The 26,341-nt window shown below is 32.9% G+C and carries 21 protein-coding genes and 1 tRNA gene; 7 read left to right on the forward strand and 15 right to left on the reverse strand.

What is annotated here, in order from left to right; translation table 11 throughout:
- Positions 1-20 precede the first annotated feature (20 nt).
- Positions 21-92: transfer RNA gene (locus tag Anndu_RS14345), tRNA-Val, on the reverse strand.
- Positions 93-290: 198 nt separating this feature from the next.
- Between Anndu_RS14345 and Anndu_RS14350 the strand changes: the two genes are divergently transcribed.
- Positions 291-695, forward strand: coding sequence for an NIL domain-containing protein (locus tag Anndu_RS14350; protein WP_464101843.1), 405 nt, complete (start codon positions 291-293; stop codon positions 693-695).
- A gap of 90 nt (positions 696-785) precedes the next feature.
- Here the strand turns inward: Anndu_RS14350 and Anndu_RS14355 are convergent, their stop codons facing one another.
- The 5 genes from Anndu_RS14355 to Anndu_RS14375 all read right to left on the reverse strand — a co-directional run bounded on the left by Anndu_RS14355 (position 786) and on the right by Anndu_RS14375 (position 6,932).
- Positions 786-1,682, reverse strand: a complete 897-nt coding sequence (locus Anndu_RS14355; protein WP_464101844.1) for an undecaprenyl-diphosphate phosphatase — start codon at positions 1,680-1,682, stop codon at positions 786-788.
- Between the two features lie 148 nt (positions 1,683-1,830).
- Positions 1,831-2,130: an Asp-tRNA(Asn)/Glu-tRNA(Gln) amidotransferase subunit GatC gene (gatC, locus tag Anndu_RS14360; protein WP_464101845.1), complete on the reverse strand. Its 300-nt coding sequence runs from the start codon at positions 2,128-2,130 to the stop codon at positions 1,831-1,833.
- Between the two features lie 96 nt (positions 2,131-2,226).
- Entirely contained in the window at positions 2,227-5,043 is a 2,817-nt protein-coding gene (gene secA, locus Anndu_RS14365) for a preprotein translocase subunit SecA (protein WP_464101846.1), read from the reverse strand.
- 149 nt (positions 5,044-5,192) lie between these two features.
- On the reverse strand, positions 5,193-6,044 hold the full coding sequence (locus Anndu_RS14370) for a universal stress protein (RefSeq protein ID WP_464101847.1): 852 nt from the start codon (positions 6,042-6,044) through the stop codon (positions 5,193-5,195).
- Positions 6,045-6,191: 147 nt separating this feature from the next.
- Positions 6,192-6,932 carry a metallophosphoesterase family protein gene (locus Anndu_RS14375; RefSeq protein WP_464101848.1) on the reverse strand — a complete coding sequence of 247 codons (741 nt, stop codon included), beginning with the start codon at positions 6,930-6,932 and terminating at the stop codon, positions 6,192-6,194.
- Between the two features lie 284 nt (positions 6,933-7,216).
- Here Anndu_RS14375 and Anndu_RS14380 point away from each other — a divergent pair, with 284 nt between their 5' ends.
- On the forward strand, positions 7,217-9,610 hold the full coding sequence (locus Anndu_RS14380; protein WP_464101849.1) for an AAA family ATPase: 2,394 nt from the start codon (positions 7,217-7,219) through the stop codon (positions 9,608-9,610).
- A gap of 83 nt (positions 9,611-9,693) precedes the next feature.
- Here the strand turns inward: Anndu_RS14380 and clpS are convergent, their stop codons facing one another.
- From clpS to Anndu_RS14400, 4 genes are all read right to left on the reverse strand, one after another.
- Complete coding sequence (gene clpS, locus Anndu_RS14385; RefSeq protein WP_464104107.1) at positions 9,694-9,987, reverse strand: ATP-dependent Clp protease adapter ClpS; 294 nt, start codon at positions 9,985-9,987, stop codon at positions 9,694-9,696.
- An 83-nt stretch (positions 9,988-10,070) separates the two neighbouring features.
- The gene (locus Anndu_RS14390; RefSeq protein ID WP_464104108.1) at positions 10,071-10,967 is read right to left on the reverse strand and encodes an ROK family protein; all 897 of its coding nucleotides are present in this window, start codon (positions 10,965-10,967) and stop codon (positions 10,071-10,073) included.
- A 101-nt stretch (positions 10,968-11,068) separates the two neighbouring features.
- Positions 11,069-11,614 carry a peptide deformylase gene (gene def / locus Anndu_RS14395; RefSeq protein WP_464101850.1) on the reverse strand — a complete coding sequence of 182 codons (546 nt, stop codon included), beginning with the start codon at positions 11,612-11,614 and terminating at the stop codon, positions 11,069-11,071.
- 104 nt (positions 11,615-11,718) lie between these two features.
- Positions 11,719-13,386 carry a DUF3352 domain-containing protein gene (locus tag Anndu_RS14400; RefSeq protein WP_464101851.1) on the reverse strand — a complete coding sequence of 556 codons (1,668 nt, stop codon included), beginning with the start codon at positions 13,384-13,386 and terminating at the stop codon, positions 11,719-11,721.
- 179 nt (positions 13,387-13,565) lie between these two features.
- Between Anndu_RS14400 and Anndu_RS14405 the strand changes: the two genes are divergently transcribed.
- Both Anndu_RS14405 and hrcA read left to right on the forward strand, forming a co-directional pair.
- Positions 13,566-13,919, forward strand: coding sequence for a rhodanese-like domain-containing protein (locus Anndu_RS14405; protein WP_464101852.1), 354 nt, complete (start codon positions 13,566-13,568; stop codon positions 13,917-13,919).
- A gap of 207 nt (positions 13,920-14,126) precedes the next feature.
- Positions 14,127-15,191, forward strand: a complete 1,065-nt coding sequence (gene hrcA / locus Anndu_RS14410; protein WP_464101853.1) for a heat-inducible transcriptional repressor HrcA — start codon at positions 14,127-14,129, stop codon at positions 15,189-15,191.
- Between the two features lie 214 nt (positions 15,192-15,405).
- Here the strand turns inward: hrcA and Anndu_RS14415 are convergent, their stop codons facing one another.
- Positions 15,406-15,699, reverse strand: a complete 294-nt coding sequence (locus Anndu_RS14415; protein WP_464101854.1) for a hypothetical protein — start codon at positions 15,697-15,699, stop codon at positions 15,406-15,408.
- Positions 15,700-15,735: 36 nt separating this feature from the next.
- Between Anndu_RS14415 and Anndu_RS14420 the strand changes: the two genes are divergently transcribed.
- The gene (locus tag Anndu_RS14420; RefSeq protein ID WP_464101855.1) at positions 15,736-16,374 is read left to right on the forward strand and encodes a DUF2834 domain-containing protein; all 639 of its coding nucleotides are present in this window, start codon (positions 15,736-15,738) and stop codon (positions 16,372-16,374) included.
- 78 nt (positions 16,375-16,452) lie between these two features.
- Here the strand turns inward: Anndu_RS14420 and Anndu_RS14425 are convergent, their stop codons facing one another.
- Genes Anndu_RS14425 through Anndu_RS14435 form a run of 3 tightly spaced genes read right to left on the reverse strand, consistent with a single transcriptional unit; the run spans position 16,453 to position 19,605 of the window.
- Positions 16,453-17,223, reverse strand: a complete 771-nt coding sequence (locus Anndu_RS14425; protein WP_464101856.1) for a hypothetical protein — start codon at positions 17,221-17,223, stop codon at positions 16,453-16,455.
- 48 nt (positions 17,224-17,271) lie between these two features.
- Complete coding sequence (locus Anndu_RS14430; RefSeq protein WP_464101857.1) at positions 17,272-18,636, reverse strand: UDP-glucose dehydrogenase family protein; 1,365 nt, start codon at positions 18,634-18,636, stop codon at positions 17,272-17,274.
- 36 nt (positions 18,637-18,672) lie between these two features.
- Positions 18,673-19,605: a UDP-glucuronic acid decarboxylase family protein gene (locus tag Anndu_RS14435; RefSeq protein ID WP_464101858.1), complete on the reverse strand. Its 933-nt coding sequence runs from the start codon at positions 19,603-19,605 to the stop codon at positions 18,673-18,675.
- 145 nt (positions 19,606-19,750) lie between these two features.
- Here Anndu_RS14435 and Anndu_RS14440 point away from each other — a divergent pair, with 145 nt between their 5' ends.
- Entirely contained in the window at positions 19,751-21,904 is a 2,154-nt protein-coding gene (locus Anndu_RS14440; protein WP_464101859.1) for a ComEC/Rec2 family competence protein, read from the forward strand.
- 70 nt (positions 21,905-21,974) lie between these two features.
- Here the strand turns inward: Anndu_RS14440 and hemF are convergent, their stop codons facing one another.
- A complete protein-coding gene (hemF, locus tag Anndu_RS14445; protein ID WP_464101860.1) occupies positions 21,975-23,006 on the reverse strand; it encodes an oxygen-dependent coproporphyrinogen oxidase in 1,032 nt (343 codons plus the stop codon).
- Between the two features lie 455 nt (positions 23,007-23,461).
- On the opposite strand from hemF, the gene Anndu_RS14450 reads away from it, so the two are divergent.
- Positions 23,462-26,311, forward strand: coding sequence for a PAS domain S-box protein (locus Anndu_RS14450; protein WP_464101861.1), 2,850 nt, complete (start codon positions 23,462-23,464; stop codon positions 26,309-26,311).
- The last annotated feature ends 30 nt before the right edge of the window (positions 26,312-26,341 follow it).

Consider the following 26,341-nt stretch of genomic DNA (forward strand, 5'->3'; position numbering starts at 1 on the left):
ATGATAATTGTTATTTGAGATGGGCGGTACTGGATTTGAACCAGTGGCCTTCTGCTTGTAAGGCAGACACTCTACCGCTGAGTTAACCGCCCGTTGGTTTGTTTCCTTTCGTTTGTCACTTTAGACAATATAACACAGTTTTTTGGAAATGGCAAGGGGTTTTGGCAAATTTTTTTATTTTTTTGGGGAAATCGCTTAAAATCATTGTTGATCAAGGCTTTTCAGTGAGTCAGCCATTAAGATTGAACCATGTTAATCTTTAAATAGGGAAATTTAACTAATCATTAATTATGAAAAAGCGTGTCACTTTAACCTTTCCTCAACAAACTATTAATATGCCATTGACCTATATTTTGGCCAAAGATTTTAATATTGCGGCCAATATTATTCGGGCGCAAGTTGCACCTAATCAAATTGGAAAATTAGTATTAGAATTATCGGGAGATATTGATCAATTAGAAGCGGCTATTGATTGGATTAATAGTCAAGGTATTCAAATTTCTTTAGCCAGTAGAGAGATTTTAATTGATGAGGAAAGTTGTGTGGATTGTGGCTTATGTACGGGGGTTTGTCCTACCGAATCTTTAATTTTAGATGCTCAAACTTTTGCTTTAAAGTTTATTAGATCTACTTGTGTTGTTTGTGAACAATGTATTCCTACTTGTCCAGTTCAAGCGATTTCTACTAATTTATAAATCAGGTTTAATGATCAAGACAGGATTTTTAAGTAATTGACAATTGACAATTATTTAATATTGTCAATTATCAATAATTGAATCTATTTTTTAACTTCTAAATGCCAATTCATGAATTAAAATAAATACTCCAAAACCTAAACGATACCAGACAAAAATCCATGTATCTTTTTTTTGTAAATATTTAATTAACCATGCGATCGCCATATATGAGAAAAAAGCCGAAGAAATCACACCAACGATTAAAATTAATATTTCATTAATGGTAAAACTAGCACCGAAAACGTCTTTTAACTTGATTAAACCTGCGCAGGTGATGGCCGGGATGCCTAATAGAAAGGAAAAACGAGCCGCACTGGCGCGATCTAGCCCCATAAATAAGCCGGCCGTAATGGTTGAGCCAGAGCGTGAAACTCCTGGTATAATGGCTAAAGACTGGGCTAAACCCATCATAAGGGCATCACTTAATTTAAGATGATCAAAATTTCGCAGATGTTGGCTAATTTTTTCGGCCAAAGCGAGGAATAAGGCCATAACGATGGAGGCGATCGCAATGATCATCATACCTCTAACGGAGTTGTCTAAGTCAATTTGGAAAATTTCCAAAATTGCGCCAATAATAAGAATGGGAAAAGTTCCAAAAAAGATTCCTTTGGCTATTTGAAAATCCTTAGAGTGATAATCTTGTGTCTGAATGGCTTTGAGTGAGCCTTGACAAACTTGTTTTAAATCTTGCCAAAAATAAGAAACAACTGCAAAAATACTACCTAATTGAATCACTGCTGTAAAATCAACACCCGGATCATGATTCCATAAAATTTCAGGAATGACCTTAAGATGGGCGGTACTACTGATAGGTAAAAATTCCGTTAACCCTTGAATGAAGCCAAAAACAATCGCTTGAAAACAATTAATTTGACTTAGGGGTGTATCAGTAGAAGAATTTTGAATTACAGATAAAATATTAATAGAAAAATGATTAATCAAGGTTTTAATTTTTTAGTTTTAAATAATATTAATAAATAATAAGATAGTTTAATTTTACCCCTTGTCTCCCATTTTAGGGGCAGGGGCTTTTAGAAAAATATTAATAGTTCATTGTCAGTTGTCCATTGTCAATTGTCAATAATTAAAATTAATTATTTTCATCGGTACTGAGAATTTTCGGAACTCTAAAAAAGTCCTCATCTCTTTCGGGGGCTTGATCTAATAAAGCTTCTCGATCGCCGTAGGATTTTTGCTGATCGGGGCGAGTAATATTACTAAGCTCGATCGCTCTGGTAGTAGGCTCAACATTAGTAGTATCTAACTCACTTAATTGCTCAAAATAATCTAAAATACTACTTAATTGAGTAGAAAATTGAGCTTCTTCTTCGGGAGTTAATTCTAAACGTCCTAACAGAGCAACTTTTTTAACTTGTTCAATATCAATCATCTTGGTTATTGGTTATTGGTTATTGGTTATTGGTTATTGGTTACTGGTCACTGGTCACTGGTCACTGGTCACTGGTCACTGGTCACTGGTCACTGTTTAAACCGTTTGGGGTTGGGCTTGGGGTTGAAACTGGAATAAGGAATAAACCACATTACGGCGAATATCAATCATCATTTCAAGGAACATTTCGTAACCTTCCTGTTTATACTCGATCAAGGGATCCTGTTGACCATAACCCCGTAAACCGATCGACTCCCGTAAAGAGTCCATCGTTTGTAAATGTTCACGCCAGAGGTTATCTATTTGTTGCAAAATAAAGAAACGCTCCGCTTGACGCATCAGGCCGGCTTGGATTTTTTCTACCTGATTTTCCTTAAGATCATAAGCCTTACGCACTTCCTCTTTTAAGAAAGTTTTGATCTCATTTACTGTCATATCCTCAATATCTTTAGGGGTGACATCTTTCATCAAGTAAACAAACTCGATCGACTTATTGACTAAACTTTCTAGATCCCATTCTTCAGGCGGTAACTCAGGGTTAACATAAGCGTCAACGATCTCCTCCATCGTTTGTTCCGCATATTGGATCACCTGTTCTTTGAGATCGTAACCATCTAAAACTCGACGACGTTCCGCATAAATGGCGCGGCGTTGGTTATTCATCACTTCGTCATATTCAAACACCTGTTTTCGGGTGTCATAATAGAAGGTTTCAACCTTTTTCTGCGCACCCTCTAAACTACGAGTTAACATTTTAGACTCGATCGGCATATCTTCTTCCACTCGTAATAATTCCATCATCCCTTTCAGACGATCACCGCCGAAAATGCGCAATAGATTATCTTCTAAACTGAGGAAAAAGCGAGTAGAACCCGGATCCCCCTGTCTTCCTGCCCTTCCCCGTAACTGATTATCAATCCGGCGTGACTCATGGCGCTCCGTCCCGATCACATGAAGGCCTCCCGCCTTAACTACTTCCTCATGCTCTTTTTTCGTAAATTCTTTATAAGCATCTCTGACTAAGTTACACACCTTGCGCAACTCTAAAATCACCGGATCATCAGTGGGAGCTTTTTCGGCGGCGATCGCAATTTTTTCATCTGCTTCTAACTCGGTTAAACTCTGAAAACCGTATGTTTTGACGGCGAAATCCACCGCTTCTTTTAACTGATTTTCAATTTCTGCACTAATTTTAGTGGGGAAAATTTCCTCAGAAGCCTTCCAATTTTTCTTTTTCGGTTGATCCCCATTAGAACCAAAACCTTGACCACCTTGGAGATTACCACGGCCAAAACCTGCGGCCACGGGACTTCTACTATCTTCAGGCTGGACAATTTTAGGCATCAAATACTCGCGCACCTTTAAACGTGCCATATAGTCAGCATTCCCCCCTAAAATGATGTCCGTACCCCGTCCAGCCATATTGGTGGAAATAGTCACAGCCCCTTTACGTCCGGCTTGAGCCACAATTTCCGATTCCCTTTCCACATTTTCGGGACGGGCATTTAATAATTGATGGGTAATTCCTTTCTGAGTTAACAGAGCCGATAAAATCTCTGATTTATCTACGCTAGTTGTTCCCACCAAGATCGGTCGGCCGAGTTCGTGCATCTCCGCACACTCATCAGAGACGGCTTTCCACTTCCCTAACTCGGTTTTATAAACCATGTCAGCTAAATCTTTTCTTTTAGAAATTAAATTAGTGGGAATAATAGTTACTTGCAGATTATAAACTTTTTCAAACTCAGTTTCCTCAGTTTTAGCGGTACCAGTCATTCCCGATAATTTCGGATAAAGTAGGAAAAAGTTTTGATAGGTAATAGTAGCTAAAGTTTGGGTTTCATTTTGAATTTCCACTTTTTCCTTAGCCTCGATCGCCTGATGAAGCCCATCACTCCACCGTCTACCGATCATCACCCTTCCGGTAAACTCATCTACGATCACAATTTCGCCATTTCTCACTAAATAATGACGATCTTTGATAAATAACTCTTTAGCTTTAATCGCATTAAAAACATAATGCGCCCAAGGATTTTCCGGATCATAAAGGTCTTTAACTCCTAATAATTCTTCAGCTTTAGCAAAACCATCATCAGTCATTAAAACTTGACGGCCTTTCTCATCAACTTCATAATGGCCAAAACCGTCTTCTTCCTCTTGTCTGACTAATAATTCAGCTATTTCGGCCGCTTTATAATATTTTTCCGTAGGGCGATCGACTTGACCTGAAATAATTAAAGGAGTTCTGGCCTCATCAACTAAAATAGAGTCAACCTCATCAATAATACAGTAATTAAAAGGACGTTGTACCACATCGTCAATCGTGGTGGCCATATTATCGCGCAAATAGTCAAAACCCAACTCGCTGTTAGTGGTATAAGTCACATCACAATTATAATTTTGCTTTTTCTGAGCCGGAGTCATGGTAGACTGGATTAAACCAACGGATAAGCCCAGAAAACGGTGAACTTGACCCATCCATTCCGCATCACGCCGAGCTAAATAGTCGTTAACAGTCACCACATGAACACCCTTACCCGTTAAACCATTGAGATAGGCAGGTAAAGTAGACACAAGGGTTTTTCCTTCCCCCGTTTTCATTTCGGCGATCTGGCCTTTATGTAAAACCATGCCCCCCAATAACTGCACATCATAGTGACGCATTCCCAAAACACGAATAGCCGCTTCCCTTACCACAGCAAAGGCTTCAGGTAAAATTTCATCGAGTATTTCTTGCGTTTCCTCATAAGTTTCGGCTTGGGCTAATTTGGCTCGAAATTCTTTAGTTTTGCCCCTTAATTCTTCATCAGATAATTTTTTAAAATCTTCTTCTAAAAGATTAATTTCCGCAATCAGTGGCTGAAATTTCTTTAGTTTACGGGCATTGGGATCCCCTAGTAAGGCTTTTAACATAGTAGTTTCTTATAGCTTTCTTAAAATAATTAGGTTAACTTGATCTTATGTTATCAGTTCACAATTGACAATTCAAATTAAATAGGGATCAACCGCCGTTGATCCCTACATGAGTTGATCCTTACAACTTAATCATTAATTAGTACTGTTTAAGCCCCTTCAGTACGAGTTAATAACACAGGACAACTCGCATTAACTCTGACATAATCAGATAAAGAACTACCTAATAAACGATCTAAATCTGGTAAACTTTTGGCAATAGAAGGACGGCGATCGGGCGATCCTAAAACTAATAAATCAATATTTAATTCTTTTACTAAATTACAGATTTCTTTGGCCGGCCTTCCACCTTTAACTAAACAACTACATTTTACCCCCATTTGTTTAGCTTTTTTGGCCGCAGGTGCTAAAATCGGATTATTTTCAATTTCTTCGGCCGATAAAATAATATTAGCATCTAAATCAGGATTAATTCTGGTTAAAATTAACTCCCCATCGGCATAATCTCTTAATAAAAATAAAGCAGTATTTAAAGCATCTTGAGAAGAATTTGATTTATCCATTGCTACCATTACTCGTTTAATTCTTTTCACATAAATATCATCTTTAACGAGTAACATTGGACGATTAGCTAATTGAAACACATATTGACTGACGGAATTTCTTAAAATAGACTCTAAACGCCCTAAACCTCTTGATCCCATCACAATTAAATCAGCATTAATTTCTTCAGCTACTGTTAAAACCGTGTCTTTGGGTTCGCCCGGCCGTAAAATCGTAGTAACTCGATGGGGATCAAGTTTTAATTCGCTGATCGTTTTAGCCAAAACCTTGCCACCTTCTTCAAGTTTGGCTTCAAGTTCATCACTAGGATTTTTAGTAGAAATAACATTTAATAAAGTAATTGAAGCATCTTTGAAACTAGGCAGTAAAGTTAAATACTTTAACAATTCTTCAGAATTTCCGGCACCTGAATAAGCAACTAAAACTTTTCTTAGCATGATGATAAATTTCCTTTGATAAAATAAAGATTGTGTTTAATTAGCTAATCATTCAATATTGTGCGCATATTCTAACATAAATTTAATAATTCATATTAAACAATCAAAATGTTGTTATTTTTAATAAATAATTGTTAACTAATTTAATTATTTTAACGAGCGATGATTTAAAATACTCTGTGGATTAATTTCAACCATCGCTTGATCTAAAGGAATTTTTCTGAAATCTTTAGTATCATGGTTGTACTGGTAAACGATTTGATTAGTTAAATCTAATCCTGTTAACCAGTAACTAGAGGGATGATATACCCCCGTATCAATACCCAACCAACCAACCCCTTTTACCAGTTTACCCGGTTCAACTCCCGGAAAAGTAAAAGTAATAGTATGGCCTGTAATAATTAATTTATCTTGAAAATAGGGTTCGGTCATACAATGAAATTCATCTCTAATCCAACAACAAATTGAAGAATCATGTTGTTCAAGTTTAAGTTGGGGATTAACTCCGGCGTGTACTAACCAAGCATGGCCTAGATCCAAATAAATTGGTAAATTTTTTAACCAATTGATATGTTCGATCGCAATAGCATTATGATAACTATCAAGGGTTGCTTGTCCGCCATTGTAAAGCCAAGTATACACTAAATCATCGGCCTGTGTTCCCAATTCAATAATTTCGAGTAACATTTCTTCATGATTTCCTCTCACACATTGATAACCATTAGTCATGACAAAATCAATCACTTTAGCACTATCAGGGCCTCGATCGATTAAATCTCCTAAAAAATAGACTTCTTCATGGGCTAGGGGAGCGATGGCCTCTAATAAATGTTGTAATGCTTCGTAATGACCATGTACATCCCCAATAATAATTTGACGCTTTAACATAAATTTGCAACTACCAAAAGACAATGATTCAATTCACTTATTATATATAATCTTGGGAATAAGGAAGATTAAGCAGATTGATGGACAAAATGACTAAAGATGATCATTGAGAATAATATGATAATGTTTGCAGTGACAAAGATCACAAATGAGTTATTGTTTCAATAATTCATCACTAAATTATTACAAGTTTATTAAGATTTATATTAAGAGTTTAATATTTAGCAGAACTATATGTTATATTGTAACAGTCTTAAATAATAAGAGCATAGAGGAAAATTAAATTGGTATTACCCCGTAATTTTTTAATCCAAGTGGCTAGAGATCAAAATCTCTCCCCCGATCAGGAAGATGTGTTTTTACTGCGTTTAATTGACCGTAAAAACTATCCTGACATTGCCAAACACTTAGAAACCTCTCCCCAAGCTTGTCAAAAGCGCATGGGTCAGGTGTATCGCAAATTTGGTATTAATACAGGTGCCAGAGGAAAAGAAACTCGTTTAAAATCTTATCTCACTGGCATTTGGGAAAAACTTAGTGATCAAGCTAAGACAAAACATCTTAACGCAGTCTCTAACGATGAGTTAACTTCTAGTGTACCGGGTAAGGGATCCATGTCTGAGCCTTTAGAGCCGATAAAAAACAATTTACCAGCACCTTCTCATCGAGTTTTTGTTGGTCGTGAAGATTATTTAGCACAATTATTTCAATTGTTGTCTAATTCTGATCCTGCCCATTTAATCAATATTACTGGTTTAAGTGGGATCGGGAAAACCGCTTTAATTTTAGAAGTGGCTTATCGCTTAATTGAAAAAAGCAATAGTAAACATTTACCTCATTTTAAATCAATTGTTTTTTGTTCAGCTAAAGAACAAAGTTTCACATCTGAGAGTATTTTAACTCGGATGAAAACGGAAAAGACAGTTGAGGAGATTTTTGAAGTTTTAACTCAAACTTTAGAAATTGAAGATGCCAGTTTAGATGATTTTGGCAAAGTTCAGAATTATCTGTTAGATCACCCCACTTTATTTATTATTGACAACTGGGAAACCATTGAAGAACCGGAAAAAGTTCTGGCCTTTTTATATGAGTTACCTCCCACTGTTAAAGTGGTGATCACTGGTCGCACTATGGTTTTAGTGGATGTGGTAGTAAAATTAGAAGCTCTCACCCAAACTAATACGATTAAGTTATTAGAACAGAAAGCTAAGGAAAAAGGAATCACTTTAACTCCTTCTCAGTTAAATCAATTGGCACATGATATTGATGGTGTACCCATTGCCATCACCTATGGTATGTCTCAGTTGGCCGCTGGATATGGTGTTGAAGATGTACAACAACGGTTAAACGCTCCTGATGGTGAGTTTGCTCGTTTTTGCTTCCGAGATGTGGTTGAATCGGTTAAACAGGATGAAGTGGCCTTTCAAATTTTAATGGCTTTATCTTTATTCCCTCAACCTGCTCAAAGAGAAGTAATTTTACAAGTAGCTCAGTTAGGCAGTAACCCTGGTGTGGCCGATGCTTTTGTTCAATTACAAAGATTATCTGTTGTTAATCATGATCACGGGCGTTATGGAATGTTATCATTCTTACGTCATTATGCCTTGGGTGAACTCAATCAAAATGGCACTTTTGAAGAAAAAGCGCGTAAACAATGGGTCAAATGGTATCAGACTTTATGTGCTAAATACCAAGATCTAGATGAACAGGAGTGGCAACAAAAAGCCGAGGCTTTAAATGCTGAGTGGGATAATCTTCAATCAGTAATGGATTGGATTATTGATCAGAAGGATTATAAAACTTTCCGTTCTTTCTTTGAAACCTTTAAAGGTGTATCCAGTGCCAAAAATAACTGGAAATATGTGCTTAAATGGAGCGAACAGTTAGTTGAAGGCGGCCAAAAAGAAGGTTTAAGCTCTTTAGCACAGGCCTTTTTAACTCAAGCTCAAATTTTAGCCCGTCAAGGACAACATCAAGACCTAGAACAAGCTGAAAATTTATTAATTCAAGGTAAGGAATGGGATAGTAATGATGATCCTATTTTAAATCTGGAATTTGAAATGACTAAAGCTTTAGTGGCTTTACGTCAAGGCTTATTCAGCAAAGGTAAAAAGTTATTTGAAGGCGTGAAGAAAGCTTTAACAAAAGAAAAGTTAGATGCGCAAATTAAGTCTGAATTAGAATTTCAGTTAGCTTATTATTCTGCGGAAAGTCTTTATCGCCAAGAAGATTATGCTGAAGCCCAAAAAGCTTATGAAAGTGCTTTAGAACTGGCTAAAGACTTACAATGGGAACAAGCGGTCATTGCGATCCAAAATTGGTTAGCTGAAACGGCGATCAAGTTGGATAATTTTAAAGATGCGGAAAGACTAATTCAAAGCAGTTTAGAGGCTTGTGAAGGGCTTGATGATGTTCAATCTTTTGCTTTTAGTCAACGTTCTTTAGCGGTTTATCACCAACATAAGAGTGAATTAATTGAGGCTAAACGGGCGGCGGATCAAGCTTTAGATGGCTTTAATCAATTAGGCTTTTCTCAGCAATCCCATGAAATCGCTCAATTTTTAGCGGCTTTAAGTCAAGCTCCGGGTGGAGTGATGAAACGTGGTCGAGGTCGTCGTAAAAAAGTCAATATTGAGACTCTTTATCAATTACCTCCTCAACGTAATGACTTTTTTTAATAAAATCTGATCTATTTTAGATTTTGCGAGGGTTTTTGCCCTCACTCCCTAACCCCCTCTCCCATCGGCGAGGGGGTTAATTTTTAGGATTGTTCGAGGGGTGCCATCGTTAAACCTTCCCTTAATAATTGTTCGTGGTATAATTCTGCTTGTTCTTGAGGCCCTACCCATACGATGGCTTGGCCTTCATAATGGATTTGATTGGTTAATTCCCAAGCTTGATCGCTGGTCATATTGGGAATATAACTCATTAAACAATGGGCAACGTGCTGAAAGGTATTAAAATCATCATTGAGAACAATTACTTTATAGTTGGGGTAGGGTTTTCTAATTACGACTGAAGAAGTTGATTTTTCAGGTGTGGTAATGGTGGCCATATTTTTAATAGTTAATTTTAGATTATTGATCATATTGTTTCTCTAAAACAATGACTTTTTTATGATTAATTCTCAATAGTTTTTTACCTCTTTTTTGACAACTCAAAAGCTAATTTAGCCGCTCCAATCATTCCTGCATCATTGCCTAATGTGGCTTTTAATAGTTGTAAATTAACACGGGAACTTGCTAAAACTCTTGTTTCGATTTCTGCTAAAGTTGAGGGTAAGAAAAATTCAGAACTAGCACTAATTCCACCGCCAATAATGATAGCAGAAGGGGTAAAAATATAAAGTAAACTAGCGATTCCTGCCGCTAATAATTTACCATAATTTTGCCACACTTCTAAGGCAAATTGATCCCCTTCTAGGGCTAATTTTCCTAATTCGGCCGGCTCTTTGCCCCATTGACGTATAATCCCACCAATGGAACAATATTGCTCAAATGAGCCTTGATTGCCACTATTACAGGGATAACCGTCAAATTTAAGGGTGATTAAGCCTAATTCTCCGGCCGCACCTCTTGAGCCTGTGAAAAGCTCTCCATTTAAGATAATTGCCCCTCCCACGCCCGTGCCAAGGGTTAAAAGGATAAAATCTTGAAAATCTTGACCAGCGCCGATCCATCCTTCTCCCACTCCTGCACAGTTGGCATCATTGGCGATGATGGTAGGTAAACCAGTTTTTTGTTCTAAAAGGTCGGCCACGGCTACATCTTGCCACCCTGAAAGATTAATGGCAACTTTGGCTATTCTTCCCGTTTGATCTACCGCCCCTGGAATGCCTACTCCCAAGGCGATGGCGTGTTGATCTGTATTTAGTTGTTTGACGGCTACGGCGATGGCATTTAAAACAGCGGCCGCAGTAGCGGGTTGGGGGGTAGGAATGCTGATTTTTTGTAAATAAGAACCGTCCTCGAGAAAAGAACCTATTTTAATGGCCGTACCGCCAAGATCAACGCCAATAACTACTTTTTTTTTCATCATTTCAAATCAATTCTAATTATTAATTTTCCACAATATCATATTTTAACCGAGAAAAATTGATTTCAACAATAGATAATGACTTTTATATTTGTTAATGGTTAATTGTTAATTATTAATTGTCGAGTGATAATTTCTTGATATTCGGCTTCTGTAAATTGATCCTGAGAATTTTCGAGGCGATCGATGAATAAAATTCCCTCTAAATGATCTAATTCATGTTGAAAAATTCGAGCAATAAAATCATTAAAAATAGATGTTTTTAAGTGTCCATTTGGCTCAAAATATTCTACTTCAATTTGGGTATAACGTGGAACTAAACCCCTAATATTTGGCAGACTTAAACAGCCTTCCCAATCTTTAATTTTCCGATTATTAGTATTAGTAATTTTAGGATTAATCATAGCGGTGGGCTTCATTTTTGGAGCATAGGGATAGCGTTGATTAGGATAGGATGCAACGATAAATAATCGTAAAGATTGAGAGACTTGAGGGGCGGCAATTCCCACTCCATTATAAAATTTTAAAGTTGTTAATAAGGAATCAATTAATTTGTTTAAACTAGGATCATTAAATTTAGTAATAGGTTGAGCTTTTTCTCTTAAAATTGATTCTCCTAATTTTGCTATTTTTAAGATATTGTTCATAATTTTTAAGTTTGATTAGATTAGTTTTAGGTATGCAAAAAATCGGGTATTTAACAAATCCCCGATTTTTAAAGCGGGGCTTTTTCTCAATGAATTAATTAATTTTAATCAACTAAATTTAAGAAAATATTAGCACGTCTAATGCCATTTTGACTGCCTTCACTGCTGAGAGTTAATGACTCTAAATTTTTCAATAATGAACTTGATGCTAAACGAATTACTTTTAATAATGGCACTTTTTCAAACACAGGTGAACTATTTTGCCAATCTATATAAAAATAACCGTCATTATTTAAAGGTAAAGCGGCGATGGCATCTTGAAATTTCTCACTATTTAATAATGAATTTTCCTGTTGTGCTACTGTTTTTGATAATAACTCGATCGAATTAGAAAAAATCTCATAATTATCAATAGTTGTATGGACACCTTTAACCTGAGCATTTAAACTAATTAACCTTTGATTTTTGCCCTTAGTTTCTAATTTTGTCCATGCTTTCATGGTACTATCAAATAAAGGTAAATTCCCCACACTATAACCCTGTTTTTCGGCTAATTCATCTAAATAATTAATCGCAGTTTCTGCCTCAAATTCTGATTTTTTTTCCGCCACAAAAATCCAATCTAAATGATGATTATTAGGTACAGTAGCGAGAGCATATTCCCCTTTAACCCATGAAAAAATTGCTTCAGGTAAATCAATATTTAAGGGTTTTTCTAAACTATTAATCCCCTGATCAAATAATAATTTTAAAGGTGAATTTTGCTCCAAACCTTGATTAATTTGCTCCCAAAAATGGCTTAAATCAATTCCTGCGGCCGTTAAGACACTTTCTGAGGGAATTAGGGCTAAAGCCTTAACCGGAGCGTTTAAAGCAGGTTTTTGTTCATTTTCTCCTAATACTCCAATTAACGCTGTTTGGGCTACTAAACCTTGGGGTTTAACTCCTAAACTAATGGTTAAAATTTGCTCAAGATCTGAAGTTTCAGGGGTGCTTTGATGGGCGATCCATGCTGAAATAGCGGGTAAATTAACCACCGCCATGCCAATGCGAGGATTCTGAATCGTGTTTAAGGCCGCTTGATAAAAACTAGCATTTTCTAAGTTTAAATCTTTAGCTTGAACATTATTAATTGCATTTTTTAACACATTAATATTATTAGCAAAAAGTACATATTTTCCCACTACTGCCCTCGCCATTAAACCTTGATTAATAGGATTATCTAATGAAGTTTCATCAATTAAATTAACACCTTTATAAGTTTCAAAATTTAATTCAGAGGTAGTAGTTAAAGCCTTTTGAGAATAGGAAGATTGAAGAAAATTTTTAGCTAAATCTGCATTTTTTGTATTAACAATTAATAAATAACCGGGTTGTGATCCATTATTAAGATCCCGATCAAAATCAAGGGAAGTAATCGCAAAAGTAATTTCTTCACCCAACCAAGGTTTAATTTGTTGATGATAATTTAAACCTGTTTTTTTTAGTAAACTATTTTTTAATTGGGTTAAATTTTCTTGATTTTTTGCCCTTTTTCCTAAGGGAATTGCTAGTTGGGAAAAAGCTTCTAATTTTTCAGGATTAGCCAATAATGATAACATTAAAGGCGCTTGTTGTGGAATAAAAATACTTGCACGGGGTGTTAAATTTAAACCCCCAACTTGTAAAGAAAGAGGACTATTTTTAATAATTGTTGATACCCCTATTCCTGCAACGGAAAATAACAGAAAACAAGCAATAATAATAATTAAAATAAAAGAACGAAATTTCATAAGATTAATTTAAAATAGTTGATGATCTAATCATAACCGATCGAGTTATCAATGGTTTAAATAAGAAAAAACCTATTTTTAAACCTGATTTGATGTGATTTAAGATTAAGCTTTATGTTAAAATTGCTAATGATCAGTTGACAATTGTTACCATTTTGTAATTAACTTTTAAATTTACAATGATTTATTCATCTATTCCTAGTATTTCCGTTGACGAGTTAGCCCAACTTTTAACACAAAACGATCCCGATCGCCCTTTACAATTGATTGATGTCAGAGAGCCATCAGAAGTCAAACAAGCCTTTATCAAAGGCTTTGAGGTATTTCCCCTCAGTTATTTTGAACAATGGTCAACCTATCTAACCACAGAGTACAATCCAGAAATTGAAACATTTGTACTTTGTCATCATGGAGTTAGATCCGCCCAGATGTGTCAATGGCTACGAAATCAAGGTTTTTCTAATGTTAAAAATATTGAAGGCGGAATTGATGCCTATTCTCTCTTAGTTGATTCTACCATCCCTCGATATTAGATTACTTAAAAAACGAGGGAAAATCAAGAATAATTGACGAGAACTATTAAAAAATTAATCTAAATTATAGTTCAAAATGACAAATTACCAATAACTTTTTTAATTGTCAAATATTAACTTTATTTGAAAGACAATTAACTATTTTTTTATCAATAAATTAATTTAAAAAAGATTTGTTTAATTAATAGTAATAAAAAACGATTAACTATGAAGAAATGTCAACTAACTGAACGTCATCAAAACATCTTAAAAGCAACAGTACAACATTATATTGCAACGGCCGAACCCGTAGGTTCAAAAACCTTAGTTAATGAATATGATTTTAGCATTAGTTCGGCCACTATTCGCAACGTCATGGGTAGTTTAGAAAAAGCAGGTTTTTTATATCAACCTTACACCTCGGCTGGGCGTATTCCCTCAGACTCAGGCTATCGAATTTATGTAGATCAATTAATAACTCCAGATGAAAAAATAGGAAAAAAAATCGAACAATCTTTAAATAATTATTTTAGTCGAGACAGTTGGAATTTTGAAGATTTATTACAAAGAGCCGCTCAAATGTTAGCCACTTTAAGCGGCTATATTGCCTTAATTACCTTGCCCCAACCTTCCCAAAATTTATTAAAACATTTACAATTAGTTCAACTTAATTCTGAACAAATTATGTTAATTTTGGTGACTGACACTTATCAAACCCAGTCATTTTTAATTAATTATGAAAACTTTAATAATCAAGAATTATTAGAAGAAGAATTACAAATTTTATCTAATTTTCTCAATAGTAAATTAAAAGGTAGATCCCTATTTGAAATCTCTAATTTAAACTGGTATGAATTAGATCAGGAATTTAAACAATACGCCAATTTTTTAACAAAAATTATCAAAGAATTACAAACTCAAGCTCAACTTTCTGCCAGTAAGAATATATTATTTAAGGGAGTATCAGAAGTATTAAAACATCCTGAATTTTCCCAATTAGATCAGGTACAAATGTTATTACACTTATTAGAAGAAAAACAAGAAAGTTTATTTCCTTTAATCTTTGAATTACCGGAAATTAATCAACAGAAAAAAAGTAAAGTTACGATTAGAATTGGCTCAGAAAATCCCTTACAATCAATGCAAATTTGTACCTTAATTTCTGCTACCTATCAACAGGGAAATATTCCCGTTGGTAGTGTGGGCATGATCGGGCCCACTAGAATGTTATATTCTAATGCTATATCTTTAGTAGAAACGGCCGCTAATTATTTATCAGAAACTTTAAGTTAGTTATTGGTTATTTGTTATTAGTAATACAAGCATATATTATCTTATTTCTGACATTGATTGTTAACTTTAAACAAATTATTTTCATTAAAAAAATAAAAAGAGGAAGTTAAAGAAATAATCACAGAAATTGAAATAAAATTAAACAGTTTTCTCGTCAGAAGAAAAAATTAGCAAATAATTAATTTTTATGTTTAATTAATTTATGATTATATCATTATAACCGAGTAGAAACATCTCGCAAAACATCAGGAATAAGATCATCTTGATCAAATTCTAAAATAGTTTCTGATAATTTTAAATAACCTGACTCGGTAAAAGATAATAAAATTCTGGATAAAGCCACCCAGACAACTTGATCAAACTCCCAGTCACCCCCTTTTCTGGCATAACAACTAATTGATTTTAAAGCCCAAAAATAGGAATTTCTGACGATCGATCCCCCTTTTTTATAAGGAGGAACATCATCAGCTTTAATACACAAAATATCATCTTTAAGATATACTTTCATAAGATAATTTATTAAAAAAATTACAATTAAATGATCATGATTAGAAAAATTAGTTTAAGTTTAATTTGGCTTACTTTTGTGATTTATGCTTTCATTTTTGCCCCTCCTAATAACCCTGATACCTTAGATTTAATTAAGAATTTATCCACCGGAAATTTAACAGGAATTAATGCTTATATTATCGCATTATTTAACTTAATGGGCATTTTACCCGCCATGTATGGCTGTTTTTTATTTGCCGATGGTAGGGGGCAAAAAATTCCCGCTTGGTTATTTTTAAGTGCTTCATTTTTCTTAGGTGCTTTTGCCTTAATTCCCTATTTAATTTTAAGGGAAAATAATCAAACTTTTGTTGGTCAAAAAAATTGGTTAATTAAATTTAATGATTCTCGAATTTTAGGATTATTTTTAACAATTACTGCTATTATATTATTAATATTTGGGATTAGTCAAGGCAACTGGCAAGATTTTATTTTACAATGGAAAACAAGCCGTTTTATTAATGTAATGAGTTTAGATTTTTGTTTACTATCTTTACTTTTTACCTTTTTATTAAAGGATGATCTAGTAAGAAGAAATATGAACAATTATCAACTTTGGTTAATTTCTTTTATCCCTTTATTTGGTACATTAATTTATTTATGTTTCCGTCAACCTTTGCCTGAAAATGAATAATTAATACTGAAAATAAGATCGGACAAACTCCCAACTTTCTTATCCAAAAAAGAGGGCTGGGAGTGGAATTAAATCATCTCATTTAAGATAACTAATATTAACATTAAAAAATGTTTTAATCTGATGAGCAATTTCTAAAGATTCGGCTTCATTTTGAGAAGAATATAATAAAATACATTGGGATAAATTTAACATATTTTTAGTATTTAAAACTAAATTTACGACATAATATTTAGTTCCGTCAATACTAGAAACAAATTTATGTTCAAATTTTTGAATATCATTAAAAGGGCTTTCAAAAGTTTGACTAAAACCTAAGTTTTTATAATGATAAGTAAATCTTTTAATTTTCTTGTCAAAAATTAAAGTTCTACCCTCATTTTTTAACATTTGTAGGCCACCTAATAAAAAAAAGATTAAAATAAAACTTAAAACAATTTGAGCAAAAATATTACTATGTTTAAGCATTAATTGATTATCATTAAAGGGATTATTTAACCAATTGTTTAATTTAGTTTGATCTATTTGATAATTAGACCAATAAATATTTTTATTTTCAGAAACAATTATAACTTTTTTTTGTTGAAGTTTAACCTCTTGAATTGAATTAATTTTTAGATTTTCTTTTTGATAAAAACCCATTAATCTTTTTCTTATTAATTGACAATTAATTTGATTTTCTGTGATTTTTTGACAGTTTAATTGATTATTACCGGATCTATAGATAGAAACTGATAGTAAAATTAAGGAAAATAGAGTTAGAAATAAACCTATTTTTTGATTTTTTTTTACTTCTCCAACTGGCGTTTTAAAAATTAGTTCTTGATCTGTTTGATTAAATATTTCCATAGGATCATTGTCGTAATTATTTAGTAATTATTTGATCATTGTTAACTGTTAATGGCCTATTCCCACATAATTAAAACCTAATTGAATTAATAAGTTTTTATCTAAAAAATTTCGTCCATCTATCAAAATATTATTATTCATTTTAGTTAAAATTTTAGCATAATCTAACTTTAAAAATTCCTGCCATTCTGTTACTAAAATTAAGGCATCACATCGATCTGCTAACATTAAAACATTACTTTCAATTATAACATCAGATAAACCGTGACTTATTCCTGTTTGAGAAACGATCGGATCATAGGCTTTAACTTTAGCACCTAAACGGGTTAATTCTTTAATAATATCAAGGGAAGGAGCGTCTCTCATATCATCAGTATCAGGCTTAAAAGTTAACCCTAATAAACCGATAATTTTACCCTTTAAAATCTTTAATTCCTGTTGTAATTTTTCGATTACAATTAATCTTTGATGTTGATTTAATTTGACCACAGAATTTAAAACTTGAGTTTGATAATTATAATCATCAGCGATATGAATTAAAGCGGAAACATCTTTCGGAAAACATGAGCCTCCCCAACCTATTCCTGCGTTTAAAAATTTAGTTCCAATGCGCGAATCTAAACCAATTCCTTGAGCAACTTGAGCCACATCTGCCCCTACTTTATCACAAATATTTGCTATTTCATTAATAAAACTAATTTTAGTTGCTAAAAATGAATTGGCCGCATATTTAATCATCTCGGCGGAGGTTAAATCTGTGACAACTATGGGAATATTCGGAGCATTTTTTTCCTGTGCAAACTGTCTTAAAATAATCGGTTCATAGAGTTTTTTCATTAAATTGATCGCTCGATCACTTTCACTTCCTAACACAATGCGATCGGGATTAAAAGTATCATAAATAGCCGAACCTTCCCTTAAAAATTCAGGGTTACTAACTACATCAAAATCAACTTCTATGTTTTGATTATTTTCTAATAGGTTTTGACGCTCTTTTACGCCATCTAAAACAATCATTTTAACCCAATCTCCTGAACCGATGGGAACGGTAGATTTATTAACAATAACTTTATAACCTTGGTTTAAATTTTCACCGATACCTTTAGCCACTGCTTCAACGTAACGAGTATCACTTTCACCATTAGGTAAAGCGGGAGTTCCTACGGCAATAAAAAGTATTTCACCGTGATCAACTCCTAATTTTAAATCGCTAGAAAATTGCAAGTTTTTATTAGTAATACATTCCTGCATTAATTCAGATAAACCCGGCTCATAAATAGGCGATTGACCTGATTTCATGAGCTTAACTTTTTCCTCATTATTATCAATACAAATGACATTGTGACCAATTTTTGCTAAACAAACTCCAGTCACTAAACCAACGTAACCCGTACCAATTACACAAACTTTCATAATGATTAAATCTAGTTTTTTAATTAAATTTATAAGTTATTCATTAATAATTCTATCACGAAAATCATTAATAGTTAACTTTAAACCTTCTTCTAAATTAATAGTAGGTTGCCAACCCAAATATTTAATCGCTTTAGTAATATCAGGTTGTCTTTGTTTGGGATCATCAGCAGGTAAAGGTTGATAAATTAATTCAGCATTAGGATTGATCATATTTTGAATAGTTTGAGCTAATTCTAAGATTGTATATTCGCAAGGATTACCTAAATTAATTGGCCCAATATAATCATTATTCATTAATTTAATTAATCCTTCAACCAAGTCAGACACATAACAGAAACTACGAGTTTGTAAGCCATCTCCATAAATAGTAATTGGCTTATTTCTTAAGGCTTGACTAATAAAATTACTGACAACTCGGCCGTCATTTTCTAACATTCTTGATCCATAAGTATTAAAAATTCGAGCAACTCTAATTTGAACTTTATTCTGTCTATGATAGTCAAAAGCAAGGGTTTCTGCAACCCTTTTTCCTTCATCGTAGCAAGATCTAATTCCATTACAATTAACATTTCCCCAATATTCTTCGGGTTGGGGATGAACATTTGGATCCCCATAAACTTCTGAAGTTGATGCTAATAAAAATCTGGCTTTTACTCTTTTTGCTAACCCTAACATATATAATGTTCCCATTACATTTGTTTTAATAGTTTTAACAGGATTAGCTTGATAATGTATGGGAGAAGCAGGACAAGCTAAATGATAAATTTGATCAACTTCTAATCTAATTGGATCCGTAATATCATGGCGAATTAACTCAAAATAAGGATGATTTAACCACTTTAAAATATTACGTTTAGTCCCTGTATAAAAGTTATCTAAACATAATATTTCATGGCCTTGTTCCATCAAGCGATCGATTAAATGTGAACCGATAAAACCCGCACCACCCGTGACTAAAATTCTCATATATAATTCATCAAATGTTTTTTAGATTATATATTAATACCGAAAAAAAAATCAAGTTTTGTAAGAATTTTTTTGAGATTTTATGATAAGATATAATTAACTAAAAGAGTTAATATTAATTTTTGTAATTTAACTATTAATCAAAATGAGACGTTCTTATTATATTCTATTTGGAATATTTTATCTAATTGGGTTATTTTGTACCTCAATTTTTGATTTAAGCTCTTTCTCCCCATCTCTTAATAAATGGTTAATTATTATTACTATTATTTCCAGTATCACGATTATCAGTTTTTTGATTTTGCCTAAATATTGGCGTTTTATGCCCAATTTTAAAATTTGGTTAATGGGGGGTTTAATTGCTATTTTAGGTGTGATTTATTTTCAATTTCGTATTCCTACCCCCCAAATTAATGATCTTAGCAATATTATCAAAAAAGATAATTTAGTTGGCGAAATTCTAACAGTTAAAGGGAAAATTGTAGATCAACCTCAATTAAATCAAAATCAGAAAATTAGATTTATTTTAGCAGTTGATCACTTGAAAAAACCACAGGCAAAAAAAATTAATAAGGTAACGGGAAAAACCTATGTAACTTTGCCATTATTACAAGGAAATGGTTTATATATTGGCAGAAATATTGAGATCACAGGTAAATTATATTTACCGAAAAAATTAACTAATCCCGGAGCATTTGATTTTCAATATTATCTGGCACAAAAAGGAGTTTTTTCGGGAATTTCTGGCCAAAATAGTGTGATTAATCTTCAAGAAAAAGAGCCTATTTTTACTTTTTATAAAGTTAGAAAAAGAATCGTTCAAGCTCAATTAAAAGCCTTAGAAAGTCCATTAGGGCAATTAGTAAGTTCTATTGTTTTAGGGAAAAATGCCGTAGATTTACCCCCGAAGATTAAGGATTTATTTATTAATAATGGTTTGGCTCACGTTTTGGCCGCTTCTGGTTTTCATGTGGCTTTATTATTAGGAGTAATTTTAAAATTAACTAAGAGATTTTCTGGGAAAAATCAATTAATAATAGGCTTAATTTCTTTACTTTTTTATCTTGGTTTAACAGGGCTACAAGCTTCTGTTTGTCGTGCAACTTTAATGGGTTTAGGCACTTTATTAGGATTAGTTAATGATCGCAAAGTTAATCCTTTAGGCTCATTATTTGTTTCCGCAATCTTATTATTAATAATTAATCCTTTGTGGATTTGGGATTTAGGTTTTCAATTAAGTTTTTTAGCTACTTTAGGTTTAATTTTATCGGCGGAAAAAATTGAAAATAAATTAGATTTTTTATACCCAGTTATTGCCAATCCTTTAGCCGTTTCTATTAGTGCTAATATTTGGGTTTTTCCCTTGATTATTTATACTTTTAAAACTTTTCCAATCTATAGTATTTTAGTTAATTTAATTGCTGATCCCTTAATTATTATTATTAGTTTAGGCGGAATGTTAAGTGCTTTTTGTACTTTATTTTTGCCCTCTCTTGGCACTTTTATTGCTCAATTATTATATTATCCTAGCCATTTTCTAGTTAAAATTATTGAATTTTTTGATAGTTTACCTTACAGGAATTTAGCATTAGGAGAAATTCCTTTAAGTTTAATGTTAATTATCTATTTAATTTTTATTTTAACCTATCTCAATCAATGGTTAAATCAAAGATTATATTTATCAATTTTATTAATTTTTACCCTGATTTCTTTACCTCTTATTTATCAAAATTATACCCTAACTCAAATCACTATTTTTGATACAAAACAGCCTAATATAACTATTCAAAATAAAGGCGATCAATTTCTGATTACTCAGGGTAATTATACTGATTTAGTTTATACAATTTTACCCTTTTTAAAAAGCCAAGGTATTAATAAAATTAATACTTTAATTCTATTAAATGATCAAGTTTCTTTAATTAATAATTATGTGAAAATTGACAATTTAATTAATTTAACTAAAAGTCAAACTCTATCTTCAGAAAATCTTAAGCTTAATTTTTCTAATCAACACACTTTAAATTTAAACTTTAATGAGGAAAAATGGTTATTTTTATTGAAAAGTGATCCTAATTTAACGATTAATAATGATGCGGATATATTAATCTGGTGGCAAGATCATTTTAATCAAGAATTAATCCAAAAAATTAATCCTAAAATTGCGATCGCTGTCAATTCTGAACCTAAGCAAAATCTAAAAACTTTGTTAAAAAAGCAAAATATTAAATTATATTTAACTACAGAAGATGGAGCGATTCAATGGCAAGAAAAAACAGGTTTTTCTACTATCAATTAAGCAGTAATTTTTAAAAATTGGGGTAAAATTAATAAGATTGAAAATAATCTTATTAATTTTTTATAATTTTTTATTGTTGATAATTGACCCAATCTTGAGGCTTTAAGAAAGTTTCATAAAGTTCAGCTTCCGGCGATCCTGCCTCCGGTTTATAATTATATTCCCAACGCACTAAAGGAGGTAAAGACATTAAAATTGACTCCGTACGTCCATTAGTTTGTAAACCAAAAATAGTGCCACGATCATAAACTAAATTAAATTCAACATAACGTCCTCGGCGATATAATTGGAAATTACGTTCTCGATCGCCGTAAACAGTATCTTTGCGTTTATTAACAATAGGTAAATAGGCATCAAGGAAAGAATAACCACAACTTTGAGCCAAGGCAAATAACTGTTCCCAAGAATGATTAATTTTACCGATATTTTGACCATATTGACCCGCTATACCATTAGGATCAGGCCCATTATATAAATTACCTCGGTAATCTAAATAATCAAAGAAAATACCCCCCACACCCCTTGTTTCTTGACGATGTTTAAGATAAAAATATTCATCACACCAACGCTTAAAAGTGGGATAATATTCAGGATGATATTTGTCACAAGCATCTTTGATCGTTTGATGAAAATGGATCGCATCCTCTACAAAAGGATAATAGGGCGTTAAGTCCACACCACCACCAAACCACCACACTGGGCCGGCCTCAAAATAACGATAATTAAGATGTACTGTAGGAATGTAAGGATTACGAGGATGAAGTACCATTGAAGTACCCGTAGCATAAAAATCAGATCCCGCCGCCTCTGGACGTTGAGTTAAAATAGAGGGCGGAAGATGTTTACCCCACACTTCAGAGAAATTAACACCACCCTGTTCAAACACATTACCATTGGTCAGCACTCTGGTGCGACCACCACCACCTTCTTCCCTTTGCCATGAGTCTTCTTGAAACTTGGCTTTGCCATCTATTTCTTCAAGGCCAGCACAGATCCGATCTTGTAAGTCCATCACAAACTTTTTAAAGCGTTCCCGTGAATCGGCCGGAGGTAAGTTTTGATTTGTGGTTTCTTGGGGTTTAGTTGCAATATCTGTAGTCATTTCGATTTAATTTACTGGTTATTACTATCATTTTTGAATCTTCATATTACTTTATAGTTATAAAACCGATTTGCAAAGTAAAATTTTCAAAACTTAACATTTCTCTAGTTTGAGGGAGAACCAAAAATTATTCATAATTTAATCATAATTTAAGATTAATAGCTTTAGATCTACATAAAATCTATCCGTAAATTTACGCAGATGAAATTAAACATTAAGATAATTGACTCATTGATCATCTTTAAATATTTGTTAAAATCTGCTAAAACTAAATATATAATTAATTTAAGAAAATCATGTGGTCAAAGAATTGAGTTAACTTGACGATTAAACTTTGATTAATAACTTATTAACAATAACAATTCTCAGAAGAAACTCAAATCTGACCTTAAAAATTAGATGATTTTCCGATCTATTTGAGAATAAATTACTAAGTAAAATCACTGAAATTTTGAATGAATCACCGTTTTGAACAATACTCTCCGTCAATTTTAGTCGCCGATGATGAGCGAGTAACTCGGATGCTATTGAGACATTTATTAGAAAAAGACGGCTATAAAGTGGTAGAAGCGAACAATGGAGCGCAGTGTTTAGAGGCTTATCAACAACAAAAGCCCGATATGGTTTTGTTAGATGCCATGATGCCTGTGATGGATGGTTTTGCCTGTTGTCGAGAATTAATGAAAATTTCGGGGAATCAAAATATTCCTGTTTTGATGATCACGGCGTTAGAGGATCAGACTTCTGTCGATCGAGCCTTTCAGGTAGGGGCTACAGATTACGTTACAAAGCCGATCCACCCTCCTTTATTACGTCAACGCCTGAAACGTATTTTACAGGCAAATTGGGCGGAAAAAGCGCTCAGAGAAAGCGAAAAAAAATATCGTTTGTTAGTTGATAACTTGAAAGAGGTAATTTTTCAGTTAGATCAAAATGGGATGATTACTTTTTTTAATCCGGCTTGGAGTGAAATAACTGGTTTTACAGTGGTTGAAAGTTTAAATCGGGATTTTACTGAATTTTTACATCCTGAAGAAGTTTCTTTTTATCAAGAAAAATATCAACAATTATTAAATCAAGAAATTTTAAATTGGAATTTTCAAATGCGTTATTTGCGCAAAGATGGGGGTTTTGGATGGATGGATTTATTCGGTAATTTAATCACTTTAAATAATAATAATATTTTAGGAATTTCGGGAACTTTAAATGATATTACTGAACAAAAACACCGTGAAAAATATCGCAATGCTGACTCTGCTACTACTCAAGTTTTAGCAGAAGCAACTACTTTAAAAGAAGCAACTACTAATATTTTAAAAGCGATTTGTGATAATTTAGAATGGGAAATTGGCCAAATTTGGATCATGGATGAAAAAGAAAATGTTTTACGTTGTATTGCCACATACGATAATCCTTTAATTCAAAATGTAGCTAAGTTTAATCAAATGCTCAAAGATTATACTTTTTCATCGGGAATAGGCATAACGGGGCGAGTTTGGAGTGAAGGGAAAGCGATTTGGATTTCTAACATGATCCAAGAGGAAAAAATTAATCCTGAAAAGAATAAATTAGTGCTTGAATTGGGTTTACATTCTGCTTTTGGTGTGCCGATTACCAACGGTGAAGAAAAGTTAGGAGTGATGACTTTTTTTAGCAAGGAAATACAACCAAAAGATAATGATTTATTACAAACAATGTCAACGATTGGTAGTGAATTAGGCCAATTTATTAAACGTAAACAAGTGGAAGAAGAATTACAATTATTGGGTAAACTTTTGGCCTTAAGGTATCAATCTTATCTTGTGATAGATGAAAACTTTAATATTATTAGTATTTCTGAAGGAGCAAAACAATTTTCCGATCATCCAGATCAATTAATTGAAGGTAAAGATGTGCGTTTAGCTTTTCCTCCATTTTATGGTTTAGAAAGCACTTTTATTAATATTTTAGCAGGGAAAGAAGACAATTTTGAACTAACAGGAGTTAACCGCCATAGTGAAGGAAAAACAACCCAATATATTAATGTTTATTTTGTGGCTAATCAAAGGGAAGAATCCTTAAAAAATCGTCTGTTTATCTTCTTTGAAGAAGTATCAGATAAAATGGCTTTAAAACAAGCTTTAGTACAAAAAGAAAATGAAGCTTTTATCTTATTAAATCAATTATCGGCCGCTAAAGAATACATTGATAAAGTGATAACTTCAATGGCTGATGCTTTATTAGTAACTAATGCGGATGGTATGATTAAAACAGTTAATCAAGCCGTAATTGATCTATTTGAATATTCAGAAGCAGAATTATTAAATAGTTCAATTAATTTATTATTTGGTGAAAAATTTATCGGTCATCAAAACTTATTAAAAAACAATTTAATTTTAGGGAATAACTTTAGTGACTGGGAAATTAATTGTATTACTAAAACGGGGAAAAAAATACCCGTAGCTTTTTCCTGTGCTACCATTAAAACTGATGTCAAAGAAGAAGGTTTTGTTTATGTTTTAAGGGATATTACGGAAAGAAAACAAGCTCAAGAAACCTTAGAACATCAAAACAAAATGTTACAAACTGAGTTAAATGAAGCCGCTAGATATGTATTTTCTTTACTGCCTTCTCCCTTACAAGGTAATATTTCAATTCAACAACATTTTGTGCCTTCTTTACAGTTAGGAGGGGATGTTTTTGATTATTATTGGTTAGATGAAGATCATTTAGTATTTTATTTATTAGATGTGGCTGGCCATGGGGTAAAATCGGCCTTATTATCCGTTTCTGTACTTAATTTATTGCGCACTCAATCCTTATCAAATACAGATTTTCGTAGCCCTAAAAATGTCTTAGCAGAATTAAATCGAGTCTTTCAAATGAATGAAATGGGAGACGATTATTTTACTATTTGGTATGGAATTTTTAACATCAAAAACCGTCAATTAACTTACGGTTGTGCCGGCCATCCACCTGCCATTTTATTAACCAATAATCAACAAAATCATGGCAAAAATATTGAAGTTAAAAAGTTATCTTCTATGAGTATTCCCATTGGAATGATTCCCAATTTTGAATATGAAGAATCAATTTGTGAAATCACACAACCCAGTATTTTGTATATTTTTAGTGATGGAATTTATGAAATACATCAACAAGATGGTAAAGTTTGGGGCTTAGATTCTTTTATTAATTATTTAACTAATTTTCATAATCAATCAGAAATCATTGAAGTTGAACAAATTTTACAACAAATTCAACAACTTCATAATAAAACCTCTTTAAATGATGATGTTTCTTTATTACAAATTAGTTTAAATTAGTTTAACCTTATCCCCTCTCCACCTACGGGA

This window comes from Annamia dubia NIES-4383, from assembly GCF_055394725.1.

Coding starts and splice junctions, on each gene's coding strand:
- hemF (WP_464101860.1), bottom strand. CDS start 23,006: ATGACTACAGATATTGCAACTAAACCCCAAGAAACCACAAATCAAAAC.
- Anndu_RS14420 (WP_464101855.1), top strand. CDS start 15,736: ATGATTAGAAAAATTAGTTTAAGTTTAATTTGGCTTACTTTTGTGATT.
- Anndu_RS14375 (WP_464101848.1), bottom strand. CDS start 6,932: ATGTTAAAGCGTCAAATTATTATTGGGGATGTACATGGTCATTACGAA.
- Anndu_RS14390 (WP_464104108.1), bottom strand. CDS start 10,967: ATGAAAAAAAAAGTAGTTATTGGCGTTGATCTTGGCGGTACGGCCATT.
- Anndu_RS14400 (WP_464101851.1), bottom strand. CDS start 13,386: ATGAAATTTCGTTCTTTTATTTTAATTATTATTATTGCTTGTTTTCTG.
- Anndu_RS14440 (WP_464101859.1), top strand. CDS start 19,751: ATGAGACGTTCTTATTATATTCTATTTGGAATATTTTATCTAATTGGG.
- gatC (WP_464101845.1), bottom strand. CDS start 2,130: ATGATTGATATTGAACAAGTTAAAAAAGTTGCTCTGTTAGGACGTTTA.
- Anndu_RS14370 (WP_464101847.1), bottom strand. CDS start 6,044: ATGCTAAGAAAAGTTTTAGTTGCTTATTCAGGTGCCGGAAATTCTGAA.
- Anndu_RS14435 (WP_464101858.1), bottom strand. CDS start 19,605: ATGAGAATTTTAGTCACGGGTGGTGCGGGTTTTATCGGTTCACATTTA.
- Anndu_RS14415 (WP_464101854.1), bottom strand. CDS start 15,699: ATGAAAGTATATCTTAAAGATGATATTTTGTGTATTAAAGCTGATGAT.
- Anndu_RS14430 (WP_464101857.1), bottom strand. CDS start 18,636: ATGAAAGTTTGTGTAATTGGTACGGGTTACGTTGGTTTAGTGACTGGA.
- clpS (WP_464104107.1), bottom strand. CDS start 9,987: ATGGCCACCATTACCACACCTGAAAAATCAACTTCTTCAGTCGTAATT.
- Anndu_RS14405 (WP_464101852.1), top strand. CDS start 13,566: ATGATTTATTCATCTATTCCTAGTATTTCCGTTGACGAGTTAGCCCAA.
- hrcA (WP_464101853.1), top strand. CDS start 14,127: ATGAAGAAATGTCAACTAACTGAACGTCATCAAAACATCTTAAAAGCA.
- secA (WP_464101846.1), bottom strand. CDS start 5,043: ATGTTAAAAGCCTTACTAGGGGATCCCAATGCCCGTAAACTAAAGAAA.
- Anndu_RS14425 (WP_464101856.1), bottom strand. CDS start 17,223: ATGGAAATATTTAATCAAACAGATCAAGAACTAATTTTTAAAACGCCA.
- Anndu_RS14350 (WP_464101843.1), top strand. CDS start 291: ATGAAAAAGCGTGTCACTTTAACCTTTCCTCAACAAACTATTAATATG.
- Anndu_RS14450 (WP_464101861.1), top strand. CDS start 23,462: ATGAATCACCGTTTTGAACAATACTCTCCGTCAATTTTAGTCGCCGAT.
- def (WP_464101850.1), bottom strand. CDS start 11,614: ATGAACAATATCTTAAAAATAGCAAAATTAGGAGAATCAATTTTAAGA.